Origin of the sequence: Gluconobacter kondonii, from assembly GCF_002723995.1 — a bacterium.
Taxonomy (GTDB): domain Bacteria; phylum Pseudomonadota; class Alphaproteobacteria; order Acetobacterales; family Acetobacteraceae; genus Gluconobacter; species Gluconobacter kondonii.
On record NZ_BEWP01000002.1, the window covers coordinates 300,402 to 316,002 of the forward strand.

The following is a 15,601-nucleotide window of genomic DNA, read 5'->3' on the forward strand; positions in this document are numbered from 1 at the left end:
GAGCAGAACGCTCCCCCCCCTTTTCAGACCTTACCGCAAAATCCCCGTATGCCCGACGCTGTAGCGTCCCGGCTGCGGCCAGACCGTCAGGCCATGCGGCTCCGCGCCAACCGGAATCTTGCGCATCGCCCCCGTATCGGTGTCGATCGCATAGACCACATCGTCGAACCGGCCCGACAGCCAGAGCAGCTTGCCGTCCGCGCTGACATTGCCCATGTCCGGGCTGCCGCCACCGGGGATCATCCAGGTCTTGACGACCTTGTCCGTCGCAAAATCGATGACCGAAACGCCACCCGGCCCATGTTTCGGACCATGAATGCGATGTGACCCGCGATTGGCCACATACATCATCTTGCCATCACGGCTCGGATACAGGCCATGCGTGCCGATACCCGTCGGGATAAAGCCGGTTTCCTTGAAGGAATCCCCGTCCACGACGAACACACCATCCGCCATCATGTCCGCGACATAGAACTTGTGACCATCCGGCGCCGTCAGAATGTCCTGCGGCATCCCGCCCTTGGACAGCTTCAGCATCCCGATCATCTTCAGGTTCACCGTATCGACCTTGGCGACATAACCGCCGAACTCGCAGGTGAAGATCGCGTACTTGCCGTCAATGGAGAAATCGGCGTGATTGACACCCTTGCATTCCGGCGTTTCGACCGAGCCCTTCAGCTCCATCGTATGCGGATCGCGGAAGTCCAGACGCTTGTGCGCCTCGGCCACCGTGATCGCGTATTGCCCGTCCGGCGTGAAATACATGTTGTACGGATCATCAACGGCAATGGACGGGCCCGGCTTGGCCGTCGCCGGATTGATCGGCGTGAGCGACCCGTCCGGACGGCCTTCGCTATTATTCGTCACCCAAAGCGTCCGCAGATCCCAGGACGGCACAACATGCTGCGGCGAATGCCCGACCGGGAACGTGTCCACAACCTGAAAAGACGCCGGATCAATCACCGAAACGCTGTCTCCGCGCAGGTTCGGCACATAAACACGCGCCGGGTCCTGCGCGATCGCGGGCGAGATATGGGACGGGGTCGTCTCGCTATAGATGTTCTTCGGATCAATCACCGGCGGCATACCCGGAATCGTCTGGATGCCGGACGCCGCAACCGGGGCGGCCGCAGCGTCAGCTGGAACCGGGACCATCGGCGCGCTCGGAGAATAGTCCTGCGCATGGGCCGCGGCAGCTCCCAAGGTAGTTCCCAGCAGCGTCATCGCCACCAGAAGAGGAGTCTTGAAGGTCATGGATGGCTCCTTTGGAAAGACTGGATTGCCGCAACCGCGGTCCGGATCTGCATGTCCGTGCCGATCCGGCCGAGTCCGGCCGATGCCCGCCGCGGATCGCCACCATAGACGCCCTCGGCCACACCCGGTTTCGGAGCCTTGCGCAACGCGTCCTGACGCACAAGCGACGGATCAACCGCCAGCATCAGCGACGTATCACTCAGCTCCGCATGAAGCCCCACTTCCGCGCCATAACCCTGCGCACGCAGGGCATCGGCATACTGATGGGGCACGACTTCATAATAATCCCGCACATAAAGCACGGCGGCCTGACCCTTCCAGGCCCGGTTCAGCTCCTGCGTCACCTGCGCCATGAAAGACTGGTATCCCCCATGATCGCCCAGCAGCACGATGCGCCGGAAACCCTGAACGCGGAAACTCTCCGCCGCGCCCTTGAGCAGCCCCTCGAACACGGCAGGCGGCACGGAAATCGTGCCCGGAAACTTCATGTGAGACGTGCGCGGGCTGGTCGAGCCCTCCGGCACATAGGCCACAACAGGCGCCACCAGCGTATGCCCGGCCTGAACCGCAATCATATCGGCCAGAACCTGAGCCCGCACATTATGCTTGCCGACCGCAATATAAGGCCCGCTCTGCTCGGTCCCGCCGACAGGAATAATGACGGTATCGGTCCCCGCCTTCACATCCTGCGCCACCTCGGTCCAGCTCCGGCACGCAAACTCGGCCTGAAGCGCAAGCCCGGTGCAATGTGCGCCGCCCTCGTACAACCCCTGCGCCTGCGCGAAACCCGCAGACAGCCCGATCCCCGCACAGAACAGGGCAGAACGACACGACAGACGAAGCAGATTGAACATCAGGGCCGGAACACCTCTGGCAATGGCTGCCCTTCCCTACCCCATCTTCCCCTTCCTGTTCCAGAGGCCGCGTCTCCAAAGCGGCCCTTTCAGAAGACGCCGGTCTTTTCGCAAACGCATCATGCAGTATAAGACATCATGCCTTTTCCGATTTCCTACGATCCCGATCCTGTCGACAGCGCCGCCCACCTGATTCAGGTCGCGCTTACGCCGGTTTTCATGCTCTCCGGCATCGGCACCCTCATCAATGTCTTCAACACCCGTCTGGCCCGCGTCACGGACCATCTTGAAGACGTCCGCAAGAAACTCGGCACCCCGAAAACGGACGACACCCCTGTCGATCCTATCGACACGCCCGCCCGCCTGCGCAACCAGCAGGCCCGGCTGCATCGCCGCGTCTTCGTTCTGGACGCCGCGATTCTCCTGAACGGGATCGGCGGCGCCTCAACCTGCGGCGCGGCCATGGCGCTGTTCGTAGGCTCTCTGCGCGATGCTTCGACCTCGGCATGGCTGCTGGCGTTTTTTGGCATAGCTCTCGCCTGCACCGTCGGATCGCTCATGTTCTTCCTCGCCGACACCCTCCTGAGCTGGCACGGCCTGCGCCATGACAGCGATCTGAACCTCAACGCAGAATAAGCCGCCGCGCAATTTTATTTCAAAAACCACCGGGAACGGTACTGTTTTCCGAAAGAAATCCGGGCAATTCCCCGGATCGCGCTTTACTTCATCCTTGATGAAATAATCGCATCTTCGTAACGGAAACTTCCGTTCCACAAAGACGGCGAAAGTTTAAAAAGCATTTATGCAGGAAATGCAGGTCTGACCCTGCATCTGTATTTGTTGCTTCGGACATCGATTCTGGAGTTTCTCCCGCTGCACGCCGCAAAACGGCACACAGATCCACACGGAGATTTTCCAGATGACGTCCATGACCCTGATCCACCTGATCGGCCTTCCCACCAGCCTTCTCGCACAGTTCTCGATGGTTGCCTTCGTTCCGATGATCGGCGCCCTGATGATCGCTACGGTTGCTGCTGACCGCGTTTCCGAGAGCTGATCACAGTCTTCTCGGGACAAGCCCGGCCTCGCGCCGGGCGTCCCGCTCCGGCCCTTATTGCCGGACAGACAGATAGGATTGCGGATCCAGCCGGCGGCGCCACAGATCGCACAGCCAGCAGAAACTGATCCCCACCAGCATTCCGACCGATGTCGACCCGACCCAGTCCGTCGGCAGAAACGACATCAGCACCCCCGCCAGACCGGCAATCGTCCAGTTCAACGTCCCCATCAACGCCGCAGCCGCGCCCGCCTGATGCCCGTGATGCGTCAGCGCCAGAATGCCCGCATTCGGCCCAATGAAGCCCAGCGAAAATGTGGTGCACCAGATCAGCGCGCACAGGATCCACGGATTCTGCGGCCCCGCAAATCCGCTCAGACACACCACCACCGCCAGCGCACAGAACAGCAGAACCGCCAGCATCGCAGTCTCCATCACCCGCGTGAACAGGAAACGGTTTGCCAGTTTGGCATTCACCTGCGAACCGATGATGAAGCCAATCCCGTTCAGCCCGAAGAAAATGGCGAACAGATGCGGCGAGAAGTGCAGAATATTCTCAAACAGCGCCGGTGCATTCGACAGATAGGCAAACATCGTGAAGGTCGCAAAACTCACGACCATGACCGCAGAACAGAACAGCGGCTCACGCACCAGGTCCCGGTAACGCGCCACCATCCCGCTAACCGGCAGTGCAAAACGCCGGTCCAGGGGCAGCGTCTCGGGCAGCAGAAACAGCGTGCAGAAAAACGTCACAACGCCGAAAACAACATTCGCCCAGAAAATCAGCCGCCAGCTTCCCCAGTCCAGCAGAAAACTCCCGATCGACGGCGCCAGCAAAGGCCCCAGACCGAAAATCAGCATCAGCTGCGACATCAGCTTCACGCCCGCCGACCCGGTCGCCACATCCCGCACCATCGCCCGCGGCGCCACGGAACTGATCGCCCCGCCCAGAGCCGCCACAAAGCGCAGCGTGCAGAACATGTGAAAACTGGTCGTCAGCGCCAGCCCGACCGAGGCAAGGGCATACACCACCAGCCCGAACAGGAGCGGCAGCTTGCGCCCATACCGATCGCAGAGCGGCCCCAGCGTAAACTGCCCGATTGCCAGCCCCGCCAGCCACGCCGTCAGCGTGAGCTGCGCCGAACCGGCCCCATGCCCCAGATCGTGCTCCAGTTCCGGAAAGGCCGGAAGATACATGTCCGTCGAAACAGGCCCCAGAATGAAGATCACACCGATCAGCACACGGGTCAGGCCATTCATCCCCTGTGGGGATGTCTGTTCGGAAAGCGACGTAACGGACACGCGGGCACCACGACTCAACAAAGCAAAAAACAGAAAACGGGCTTCTCCCACACAGGAGAAGCCCGTTCCATACTCAACGCCTTTTTATCCTGACTGACCAGCCCTGAAATTCAGGTCCGGCCCGTCATTGCGGAGACAGACGCAGGACTTACTTCGGCCAGTTGGCCAGAATGTCCGTGCGCACGCTCTGCGGCAGGCCGACATAGTCGAGGCGGGCATTGTCCGCATCGCCGTGCTGGAAACCCCAGGTAAAGAAGTCACGAACAGCCTTGCCGGACTCCTTCTGCGCCGCATCGACCGGCACCAGAACGAACGTCGCCGTCACGATCGGCCAGGAAGACGCACCATCCGTGTCCAGCAGGTTCACGGCATAATGATCGGCATGAACCCAGTCAGCAGCCTTGGCGGCTTCCGTGAAGCTGGCCAGCGTCGGAGCCACGAAAGCACCGCTATGGTTCTTCATCTGGGCAATGTTCAGGTGGTTCTGGGCGGCATAGGCGTATTCGACATACCCCAGACCACCTTCCGTCTGACGCACCAGAGCGGCCACGCCATCATTGCCACGCGCACCCGCACCGCCCGGCCAGGCGATGGACGTACCGGCACCGAGCTTCTGCTTCCAGGTCGGGGAAACCTGAGACAGATAGGACGTGAACACAAAGCTCGTGCCCGAGCCATCGGCGCGGTGGATCGGAGCCACATCCGTATCCGGCAGCTTCAGACCCGGGTTCAGGGCCTTGATGCGGTCATCGTCCCAGGTCGTGATTTCGCCGTCATACAGCGCAGCCAGCGTCGGACCATCGAGACGGAGCTGGCCCGGAGCCAGACCCGGCACATTCGCCACAACCACGATGCCACTCATGACGGTCGGGAACTGATACAGCTTTTCCTTGGCCAGACGCTCGCCATTCATCGGCTTGTCGGACGCACCGAAATCAACCGTACGGGCGATAACCTGATCCTGACCGGCGCTGGAGCCCACGCTCTGGTAGTTCACGGAAATACCGGCCTGGCTCTTGGCACCCGTGCCCCATGCACCATAGATCGGTGCGGCGAAGCTGGATCCTGCGCCAGTGATGTCCGCAGCCTGCGCCGACGACACGAACGGGGTCATGGCAACAGTGCCAAGGGCCGTGGCGACGAGAAGACCGAATAGCGGAGCTCTGCTCTTGATCATGGGAATCCCTTATGGGGCGTGAAAACTGCCCCTTAGTAACGCTGGCAAGGACACAGAAACAGTAGGACCTGCGTGATAGTTTCATGACAGCCCCCGCACACCCCTAAGTGCCGAAATGTCACACCCCTCCCGCCCCAACCCGCCGGTCAGCGCCCCTTTCGCAACAAAACTGACATATGAAATCCGGAACTCCCTGTTTTCCGGGGCTTTTCGCGCCTTCTGTCATGGAACTGTCATGTTCCCGTCATGAAACCTTCCCATTATTTCAAAAAGCGAATCAGATACCTGAACTGCGGAACACACGCCCTCCCCAGAAGGACGCACCGCAGCAATGGCTTTCTCTTTCCGTCGGACCACAGGTCTCCCCAAGGCCCTTTTGGCCACAACGACTCTGGTTTCCCTCCTCCCGCTTTGTGGCCACGCCCTGGCCGCCGACCAGATGCAGATCATGGAACGGCAGATCCAGGCCATGCAGGCCCAGCTCAGCAGCATGAAGAAAGAACATGCTGAAGAAGTGAAACGCGCCCGCGCCGTTCTCGCCCATCAGCGGGAAGAAGCCGAAAACAATCCGTATGGCCAGCGCAGTAAAATGATTGGCCGTCCCCAGTCAGATTCCAAGATCCACACGGGCGGCATAACCATCGCCTCAATGCTGGCTCCGCCACAGACGGCCAGCACACCATACGGCCAAATCACCGGTACCCCACCAGCCCATTCCAGCCTGTATGGCCCCCTGCGCCGCGGTCAAATTCAGGTTGGCGGTGTACGCATCACTCTGGGTGGCTTCGCTGAGGCCGCAACGATGTTCCGCTCGCGCAACACAGCCTCCGATATCTCCACAGGCTTCAATGCGATCCCATGGGGCAACAACGCAGCCTATCACATGAACGAATTCCACCAGAGCGAGCGTCAGAGCCGTCTGGCAGCATTGGTAGAAGGTAAAATCACCTCCAAACTCGAAGCCGATGCCTACGTCGAAACCGACTTCCAGGGCGCCGGCTCTGCTTCCAATTCACGCCAGTCGAACTCGTACGTCCTGCGCGCGCGCCTGTTTTATGGCGAGCTGAAAGATCAGGCTGACGATCTGCAGATTCTGGGCGGCCAGAACTGGTCCCTCATTACCATGTTTAACAAAGGCATGTCCGCTCGCGACGAGCAAATCCCACTTTCGATTGAAGCCCAGTACGTTCCTGGCTTTAACTGGACACGAAACAGTCAGGTCCGCATCGTCAAAGGATTTGATAACAGCCGCTACCATGTCGGTCTTTCTATCGAAAACCCTTCCGCAGTTCCCACAGGAACGCCTTATGAGCCGACCGGAACAACTGTGACTTACAAAGAGTCCGGCGCTAATGTGAATAATCCAGACACCTACTACGCAACCGATGTTGCCCCAGACATTGTCACCAAATTTGCTGCCGATCCTGGCTGGGGTCACTACGAAGTAACGGGCGTCATGCGCTTCCTTCATGACCGCACCAGCGTTCTTGGCGGTGGACAAAGCCACACTTCAGTTGCCGGCGGTGGCGGTGGCGCTCTGCTACTCCCACTCATCAAAGATAAACTCTACTTCCAGGCATCAGGGCTGGTTGGGATCGGGATCGGCCGATACGGCACCAGCAACATCCCTGATTACAGCTTTAACCAGAACGGGTCGCCTCACCCGCTGCCAGAAGCAAATGTTCTGCTCGGTCTCTACGGAAACCCAGTCAAAGCTCTTACACTCTATGGCTATGTCGGTGCCGAAACCGTCAGATCACGCGCAGCCTATAACGTAAATGGCAAAGCGTATGGCTATGGCAACCCACTGTACAACATGTCGGGCTGCAATACAGAACTCTCATCACTCTGCGCCGCAAGTGGAAACGTCCGAACCGTCGCACAGGCCACAACCGGCTTCTGGTATAATGCTTTCAAGGGGAATTATGGTACCGTCCGTGTAGGAGCCCAATACTCTTACACTTATGTCGAGGCATTCTCCGGCGTTGGTGGAACGCCACATACCGACGACAACATGGTCTTCCTCTCATTCCGATACATGCCTTTTAACTAAACTGCCTTTCGAGGATCATCCGCTTTTACATAGGATGATCCTCATTCCTGCCGCAGAAACACAGAGTGATGAAAACTGCCATTTAATCTCTGGATTATCTTCCAAAAAATCCCAGCACAATTTTCATTATCTTTTGAATATTTTTTGATCACCGCAGCCTCTTTGTGAGACGTTTCGTTTTCACGAAACTTCCCGGTATTGTCCGGCCTCATTGAATACCTCCTGAAAGACTATCCTCTTGCTGCGCTGGTTTCTGGTTTCTCTCCTGTCCCTTACCGTCCTCCTTCTGGCTCTGTTCGGCGCAGGATGGATCTGGATCGACCACCGGGACCTTGCCGCTTTCGCCACGCCACGGCTGGAGAAAAAGCTCGGCCGCACCGTCCATATCGGCGCCCTTCACGTTCATCCGGGCACATGGCTGACCATCGACGCCGACAACGTCTCCGTCGCCAATATCGCCAGCGGCACCCGACCGCAGATGATGACGCTCGGCCATTTCGCCGCCCAGATCCGCCTGACCTCCCTGATCTGGGGTCCGCCTGAAGCGCGCAATATCGTTATTTCAAAGTTCTCCGGCCTGTTCGAGCGCACACCCGCGCATCTGCCCAACTGGCGCTTCGGCCCCCACCAGAACGAGCCCCGCGCGCCCCTCACTCCCGAGGAACAGGCCAAAGCAGACACGCCGCCCGATCTGAGCAGCGCACCGGGCCTCCGCAACGCCACGATCCTCGACAGCGACGTCACCTACCGTTCAGCCAATGGCGCGTCCTACAGAACCACGCTTGAAAAGGTCACATTCGCCTCCACCAGCGACAACAGCCCGTTCACCATGACCCTGACCGGGGCCTATAACGACACCCCCGTCAGCATTTCCGCCGAAATGGAGCCCATCAACGACCTTCGCAAAACACCGGCCCGCCCCTACGCCACCACAGCCCATGTGACCTCCGGCGACATGACCTCGGACTTCACCGGAACCCTGACGGACCCGATGAATTTCGAAGGCGTGGAAGGCCACACCACCGTCACGACCCCCACCTCCGATACCTTATTCAGCGTTGCGGGGATCACGGACGACCACGCCCCCGTCAAACTGGCTCTGTCCGGCGATTTCAGCCATTCCGGCGATGACTGGCATTTCACCAAAGCACAGGGCACCATCCAGACCAGCACGATGGAAAGCGGCGACTTCACCCTGATCGAAGGCAGCCACGGCAAACCCGATGACGTCATGGCCAAAACCGGCTTCGGGCGCCTCGACATCAACGGCCTGATGCCCATCCTCGCCCCGCCAGGCGCAAAGGGCACCAAAAAAGGCCCCTCCACCCTGCACGCCGACCTTCTGCTCATCACGCCCCCCGATCCGGACCCGCTGGTCCATTTCGAACTGACCGCCCGCCAGTTGATCTACAACGCGCTCAATTTTACCAACCTCCGGATTCAGGCCGCCCAGACCCCCAACCGGATTGAAGTTCCCCTTCTGCGCCTGGACTATATCGGCGCTTCCCTCAGCGCCGATGGCCAGATCGAAGCCGATGGAAAATCATCCCGTGTCACAGCCGACGTGGTCCTGACGCATGGGGACATCGATCGCCTGCGCCGCGTCGCCGGTCTGGCGCCCGTTCCGGTCAAGGGCAGCCTGAACTTCCGCATCACCGCCAGTTCCAAGAACGTCCATACCCTCAACGAAGCCATCAGCCGCGCCGACATGACCGCCGCCGTCAGTATGGAAAAAGGCGAAATTGCAAAGGAAATTGTCGAGACCGCCTCGATGGATTTGCGCCTGCTGTTCCGCCACGCCAAGGGCGTGACCCCCATCACCTGCCTGCTCGGCGTCCTTCAGATGCATCAGGGCATCGGCACCGTCATCCCGCTCCGCCTGCGAACAGGTGCCGGGACGATCGCCGCCAAGGCGAATTTCGACCTCCGCCGCAAATGGCTCGATCTCGTCTTCGCCAGCCGCCCCTTCTCGACAAGCTTCTTTGCGCTCGATGTTCCCGTGCGCGTCAGCGGCCCCTTCGATGCCCCGACCCTCTCCCTCGCCACATGGTCGAAGGTCGGGCGCAACATGCTTGCGGATTCAAACGCGGTCACGAACCTCCCTCCCGCCCTTCAGGGTTTCGCGGCCTCAAACGCCTGCGCCCGCCCCACGCGTTAAGGCCCGATTTGCACCCTATCCTGCCCCCGGCTATGCACGTCGGACCGTAAAAGAGAGGGTCCAGAGATGCGTATTGCAATGGTCGGTGGCGGATATGTCGGTCTCGTCTCGGGCGCCTGCTTCGCCGAGTTCGGAGCAGACGTCGCCATCGTGGAGCGGGACCCGAAAAAGCTCGCGGCCCTCCATGACGGCCGCATCCCCATCTACGAACCCGGACTGGACGCGCTCGTCAGCAGCAATGTCGCCGCAGGCCGCCTGACCTTCGGAGACGACCTCGGCGCGGCCATGGAAAACGCCGATGCCGTGTTCATTGCGGTCGGCACCCCCACCCGACGCGGCGACGGCCATGCGGACCTCACCTATGTCTATGCAGCCGCCGAAGAAATCGCGCGCGCCGCCCGGACGGACCTTCTGGTCGTCACCAAATCGACCGTTCCCGTCGGCACGGGTCGCGAAGTCGCCCGCATCCTGCGCCAGACCCGCCCGGACCTGACCTTCGACGTGGCCTCAAACCCCGAATTCCTGCGCGAAGGCAACGCGATCGACGATTTCATGCGCCCGGACCGGGTCATCGTCGGCATCGACCGCTCCGGCCCGGATGGCGGCAGCCGCGCGCAGAGCCTGATCGAACAGCTCTACCGCCCCCTCACAGCCATTCAGGCCCCCATCGTCCTGACGGATCTGGAAACGGCGGAACTGACCAAATACGCCGCCAACGCCTTCCTCGCGATGAAAGTCACTTTCATCAACGAAATGGCCGATCTGTGCGAAAAAGTCGGCGGCAATATCCATGACGTCGCCCGCGGCATGGGCCTCGACCAGCGGATCGGCAGCCGTTTCCTCAGCCCCGGACCCGGCTATGGCGGCTCCTGCTTCCCCAAGGACACCCGCGCCCTGACCGCCATCGCCCAGGATGCCGGCGCCCCCACACAACTGGTAGAAGCCACGGTCGCGATCAACGAAGCCCGCAAGACCGGGATGGCCGAGCGCATCATCACACAGGCGGGCGGAACCCTTGAAGGCAAAACGGTCGGTATTCTCGGCCTGACCTTCAAACCCGATACGGACGACATGCGCGAAGCCGCGTCCCTGCCCATCCTCGCCCGCCTGCACGACGCGGGGGCAACCCTTCAGGTTTTCGACCCCGAAGGCATGGATGCCGCCCGCCCGCTCCTGCCGGATGGCGTGCGCTACTGCGAAGACGCCCTGTCAGCCGCGCAGGATGCAGATGTCGTGGTCGTCCTGACGGAATGGAACATGTTCCGCGCCCTCGACCCTCTCCGCCTGCGTGACGCGATGCGCGGCAACGCCATCGCGGATCTACGGAATATCTGGAGCCCCGACCTCATGCGCGAGGCCGGGTTCAATTACCAGTCCATCGGCCGTCCCTGAAGGGACGGCCTTAGGAATCTGCCTTAGCGGGCCTGAGCTTCAGCCCGGGCCGCAGCACGATCCACCGGTGCAAACGTCCCGTTCTTCAGACGCCGCTCGAGTTCCTCAAGCGACTGCCCCTTGGTCTCGGGCACATAGCGCAGCACGAACCAGAACGCGAAGGCATTGACGGCAGCAAACAGCCAGAACGTCCATCCCGCACCCAGAACCTGCACCAGAGACAGCGTCGTCAGCGAAATCACCAGATCCGCGCCCCAGTGTCCCCCAGCCACGAGGCTCATGCCCTTGCTGCGGCACGACAGCGGATAGACTTCCGCACCCACCAGCCAGATCGCAACCGACAGACTGCCCGTATTGAAAATGGTGTAGGCCATCACCGCAGCCACCGTGATCCACGCTCCGACCCCACCCGTCAGATGCATCGCAAACGCCGTCCCCAGAACGACGAGCGCAATCACAGCTCCCGGCAGCAGACGCGTGCGCCGTCCCCAGTTATCAACGGCCCAACCGCCAAACACCGTCGCAAACACCATGCCCACACCCACGGCCACAGATGTCAGCAGCGCTGAATCCTGACCAAAGCCCGCATCGGCAAAAATCGTCGGCGCGTAATACATGACCGCATTGATGCCCGTGAACTGGCACAGCAGCGCAATGCCCACCGAAGCCATCAGCGCAGGCCGCACCCACGGCTTCGCAAGCTCGGACCAGGGCGCCTGCACATCGTGGTTCTCAAGAATGCCGTCCAGTTCGCGATCCGCAATCTCGTCGGTCGCCCGCACCCGCCGCAGAACCATCCGCGCCTCTTCGGTCTGACCGTTCAGAGCCAGCCAGCGCGGGCTGTTAGGCAGAAACGCCATACCCACAAACAGGATCAGCGCCGGAAGCATCCCAATCCCGAACATCAGCCGCCAGCTCGAATCCCGCAGAAGATAGCCGGTGATGAAGGAAATCGTGACGCCGGACACCACCGCAAGCTGAAAGCCCACGACAAGGCGCCCACGACGCTCGGGAGGGGAGATTTCGGCGATATAGATCGGCACGATCTGCGACGCCCCGCCAATCGCCAGCCCCAGAATAAGTCGGGCAAGAATCAGAACAGCGACACTATGCGCCGAGGCCACAATGACCGTCCCCACAAGGAACAGCGCCGCCGCGATCATCACCGTCCGCCGACGCCCAAGCCGGTCAGAAATGCCACCCGCCACCAGACACCCGATCAGAGCCCCCAGAATAATGGCCGATGTCACGACTTCCGCGCCAAGCGTATCCAGATGAAACTCATTGCGAAGCTGGAGCAGTGCGGAGGAAATGATGCCGGTATCATACCCGAACAGCAGCCCGCCCGTTGCCGAAATCGTTGCAATGAAATTCGTCAGAGCATTCCCGCTCAATCTCATGGACCCGTTCGTGCCCTGCATCATAAAACCTTCCGCCGCGAAGCCGCAGACCGTTATTGTGTAAACAATCCGTCCTCTTTAACGCTCCATCTCACAGAAGTAACATCACAAAAGTGACGGTTTTCGTTTTTTGCGTGAAATTTTTCGTGTCCACGTCCTTTCCCCAGACATGAAAAAACCCCCTTCCCAAATGGAAAGGGGGTCTGACACCACATCAGTAGAAAAAAGAGCTTTACGGCTGAACAATCCGCAGAATGAACGCTGTCAGAGTATTCACCGCATCGTGCTCCGGACGATCCGCAGCCAGACGCAGCTCCGGCGACACCGGCGCCTCATAAGGCGCGGAAACGCCCGTAAACTCCGGGATTTTTCCCGAACGCGCCGCCGCATACAGCCCCTTGGGGTCCCGCTTTTCGCAGGTCTCCAGCGGTGTATCGACGAAGACTTCATGGAAGTTCTCGCCCACGATCTGCCGCGCCTGCGCCCGGTCCGCCTCAAGCGGAGACACCAGCGCCACGATCACGACCTGACCGCTCTCGGCCAGAATTTTCGCCACATGCGCCGCACGGCGGATGTTTTCCCGACGGTCTTCCGGCGAGAAGCCAAGATCGCTGCACAGCCCGGCCCGCAGCGTGTCCCCATCCAGAACGGTCGCATTGATCGCCTGTTCCGAAAGCGCAAGCTCGGCCGCCCGCGCTACCGTGCTCTTGCCCGAACCCGGTAGGCCCGTCAGCCAGAACACGCCGCTCTTGTGACCGCGCGTCTGGACCTGACGGGCCGCAGACACACGGCTGGCTGTCGGATGAATGGCATGTTCGCCGTCCGCCAGTTCAGCCGGACCAATCAGCGGCGCGCCACCGACGATACGCTGGTAACGATCCACCAGAACACCACGCCCGTCGCCAAAGCCCGGCGCGAACGGATCGAACAGCACGGCATGAGACGCCGCCAGTGTGATCTCCGCAAACCCGTCCGGCGGTACACTGTCGCCCTCACGCAGGGTCAGATCTTCCAGATCCACCACGGCATCGATGGACGCCACCGTCACGTCATGCTCGGCCGTCGCCAGACGCAGCGTAAAGCTCTCACCCACCCGCAGCGGCTCACCGCGCAGCCAGAACAGACGTGTGCGAATCCGGGCCGAACGCTCCGGCGCCGCAGCCTTGTCATCCGCCGGGAACAGCAAATCGCCCCGATCCGGCACCAGATCCGGCTCCAGACGCAGCGCGATGGACTCGCCCGCCCCCGCAACCGGAAGCTCCGGCGCATGCCAGCGGCAGACTTCCGCCACCGTCGCAACCTGCCCCTGCGCGCCGATCGTCAGACGATCGCCCGCACGGACGGTCCCGCGTTCAATCCGCCCCGCCACATAGCGCACGCCATCAAAACGATAGACATCCTGCACCGGCATCCGGAACGGCAACGCAGCGCGCGAGGCCGGCGGCGGCACATTGGCCAGCGCTTCCACCAACGTCGGCCCCTTGTACCAGAGCGCCCGCTCGGAACGGCTGGCAATGTTATCACCATCACGCGCAGACGCCGGAACAACAGCCTCAACCTCGATTTCCAGACGGCCCAGAAGCTGACGCACGTCGGACTCGACCTTGACGATCTTCGCTTCGTCGAATTCCAGCAGATCGGACTTGTTGAGCAGCACGATCACATGACGAATGCCGATCAGACGCAGCAACATGGCATGACGCCGTGTCTGCTCCTGCGCGCCTTCCTTGGCATCCACAACCAGCACGGCAGCCTCCGCATCGGCGGCCCCGGTAATCATGTTGCGCAGGAACTGGCGATGGCCCGGCGCGTCCACGATCACGAATTCCCGCGATCCCAGACGGAACGGAATGCGCGTGGAATCAACCGTCACGCCCTGATCGCGCTCGATCTGAAGGGAATCGAGCAGGAAGCTCCACTCCACCGCCAGCCCACGCTTGCGGCTGCTCTCGACGATCTGCGCCAGCTTGCCGTCCTGAAGACTGTCCGTGTCATACAGCAGACGCCCGATCAGCGAGGACTTGCCATGATCGACATGCCCGACAATGACGATGGGCGTTGCCGCAGCACGATGGGTCTCGGAATACTGTCCGGTCACGATATTGTCGCCCATTGTCACAGATACCCCGCCACACGCAGACGCTCGAACACGTCCTCGGATTCATGATCCATCGCACGCCCCGCACGTTCGGACGTCCGGCTGGTTTCCAACTCGGCAATCACTTCCGCCACAGTGGAGGCATTGCTCTCAATCGGATTGGTGATGTCCTGATCGCCCAGCGAACGATACCGCTTGCCGTCTTTCGCGAAATACAGATCCACCAGCGGGATGTTCTCGCGCTCGATATAGCGCCAGATGTCGATCTCGCGCCATGACAGCAGCGGATGGACACGGATATGCATGCCGTCTTCATACGGCGTCGCATACTGGTCCCAGAACTCGGGAGGCTGATTGCGCACATCCCAGCGATGCCCGGCACCGCGCGGACTGAACACGCGCTCTTTCGCCCGCGTCGCCTGCTCGTCACGACGGATACCCGCAATAACGCCACGCAGCTTGTGCTTCTCGATCATCGCGGCCAGACCAGCCGTCTTGCGCGCGGCAGACCGGGCAGCAGGCGGAAGCGACGGGTCGATTTCCTCAACCGGCGGGCAGTAGCCCAGAAGCAAGTCGAGATCCCATTTCTTCGTATATTCGTCGCGGAACGCATACATTTCCGGGAATTTCTTCTCGGTATCGACATGCATGACCGGGAACGGCACGCGCCCCATGAACGCCTTGCGCGCCAGCCACACCATCACGTTGCTGTCCTTGCCCAGCGACCACAACAGGGACAGGGGCTTCAGCTTGCGATAGGCCTCACGCAGAATGAAAATGCTCTGAGCCTCAAGCTGGTCCAGATCATCCATGATGCGTGGTTGTGCCAGGCTTGTGGTGGACTGATCCCGCGACA

At 60.9% G+C, this 15,601-nt stretch carries 12 protein-coding genes; 5 read left to right on the forward strand and 7 right to left on the reverse strand.

Going from position 1 to position 15,601, the window contains the following annotated elements; translation table 11 throughout:
- Nucleotides 1-30: 30 nt before the first annotated feature.
- Together GKO01_RS03865 and GKO01_RS03870 are read right to left on the reverse strand one after the other, a co-directional pair.
- Nucleotides 31-1,254 (reverse strand): YncE family protein, encoded by a 1,224-nt coding sequence (locus GKO01_RS03865; RefSeq protein WP_099285821.1) that lies wholly within the window; start codon nt 1,252-1,254, stop codon nt 31-33.
- Nucleotides 1,251-2,108, reverse strand: a complete 858-nt coding sequence (locus GKO01_RS03870) for a creatininase family protein (RefSeq protein WP_099285822.1) — start codon at nt 2,106-2,108, stop codon at nt 1,251-1,253. The genes GKO01_RS03865 and GKO01_RS03870 overlap by 4 nt, the downstream gene beginning before the upstream one ends.
- Before the next feature lie 138 nt (nt 2,109-2,246).
- Between GKO01_RS03870 and GKO01_RS03875 the strand changes: the two genes are divergently transcribed.
- The gene (locus GKO01_RS03875) at nt 2,247-2,744 is read left to right on the forward strand and encodes a DUF2721 domain-containing protein (protein WP_099285823.1); all 498 of its coding nucleotides are present in this window, start codon (nt 2,247-2,249) and stop codon (nt 2,742-2,744) included.
- 283 nt (nt 2,745-3,027) lie between these two features.
- A complete protein-coding gene (locus GKO01_RS15905; protein WP_156474507.1) occupies nt 3,028-3,165 on the forward strand; it encodes a hypothetical protein in 138 nt (45 codons plus the stop codon).
- Between the two features lie 54 nt (nt 3,166-3,219).
- Here the strand turns inward: GKO01_RS15905 and GKO01_RS03880 are convergent, their stop codons facing one another.
- Both GKO01_RS03880 and pstS read right to left on the reverse strand, forming a co-directional pair.
- Complete coding sequence (locus tag GKO01_RS03880) at nt 3,220-4,467, reverse strand: multidrug effflux MFS transporter (protein ID WP_099285882.1); 1,248 nt, start codon at nt 4,465-4,467, stop codon at nt 3,220-3,222.
- A 148-nt stretch (nt 4,468-4,615) separates the two neighbouring features.
- A complete protein-coding gene (gene pstS / locus GKO01_RS03885; RefSeq protein WP_099285824.1) occupies nt 4,616-5,644 on the reverse strand; it encodes a phosphate ABC transporter substrate-binding protein PstS in 1,029 nt (342 codons plus the stop codon).
- A 331-nt stretch (nt 5,645-5,975) separates the two neighbouring features.
- On the opposite strand from pstS, the gene GKO01_RS03890 reads away from it, so the two are divergent.
- The 3 genes from GKO01_RS03890 (at nt 5,976) to GKO01_RS03900 (ending at nt 11,247) form a co-directional block, all read left to right on the forward strand.
- Complete coding sequence (locus tag GKO01_RS03890; RefSeq protein WP_244901312.1) at nt 5,976-7,697, forward strand: hypothetical protein; 1,722 nt, start codon at nt 5,976-5,978, stop codon at nt 7,695-7,697.
- A gap of 238 nt (nt 7,698-7,935) precedes the next feature.
- The gene (locus GKO01_RS03895) at nt 7,936-9,855 is read left to right on the forward strand and encodes an AsmA family protein (protein WP_099285825.1); all 1,920 of its coding nucleotides are present in this window, start codon (nt 7,936-7,938) and stop codon (nt 9,853-9,855) included.
- A gap of 66 nt (nt 9,856-9,921) precedes the next feature.
- Complete coding sequence (locus GKO01_RS03900) at nt 9,922-11,247, forward strand: UDP-glucose dehydrogenase family protein (RefSeq protein WP_174694223.1); 1,326 nt, start codon at nt 9,922-9,924, stop codon at nt 11,245-11,247.
- Nucleotides 11,248-11,270: 23 nt separating this feature from the next.
- Here GKO01_RS03900 and GKO01_RS03905 read toward each other — a convergent pair whose 3' ends face one another.
- From GKO01_RS03905 to cysD, 3 genes are all read right to left on the reverse strand, one after another.
- Nucleotides 11,271-12,671 (reverse strand): sugar porter family MFS transporter, encoded by a 1,401-nt coding sequence (locus tag GKO01_RS03905; protein WP_264815871.1) that lies wholly within the window; start codon nt 12,669-12,671, stop codon nt 11,271-11,273.
- Nucleotides 12,672-12,879: 208 nt separating this feature from the next.
- Nucleotides 12,880-14,760, reverse strand: coding sequence for an adenylyl-sulfate kinase (cysC, locus tag GKO01_RS03910; protein WP_099285826.1), 1,881 nt, complete (start codon nt 14,758-14,760; stop codon nt 12,880-12,882).
- 2 nt (nt 14,761-14,762) lie between these two features.
- Complete coding sequence (gene cysD, locus GKO01_RS03915) at nt 14,763-15,557, reverse strand: sulfate adenylyltransferase subunit CysD (RefSeq protein WP_099285886.1); 795 nt, start codon at nt 15,555-15,557, stop codon at nt 14,763-14,765.
- Nucleotides 15,558-15,601: the final 44 nt, after the last annotated feature.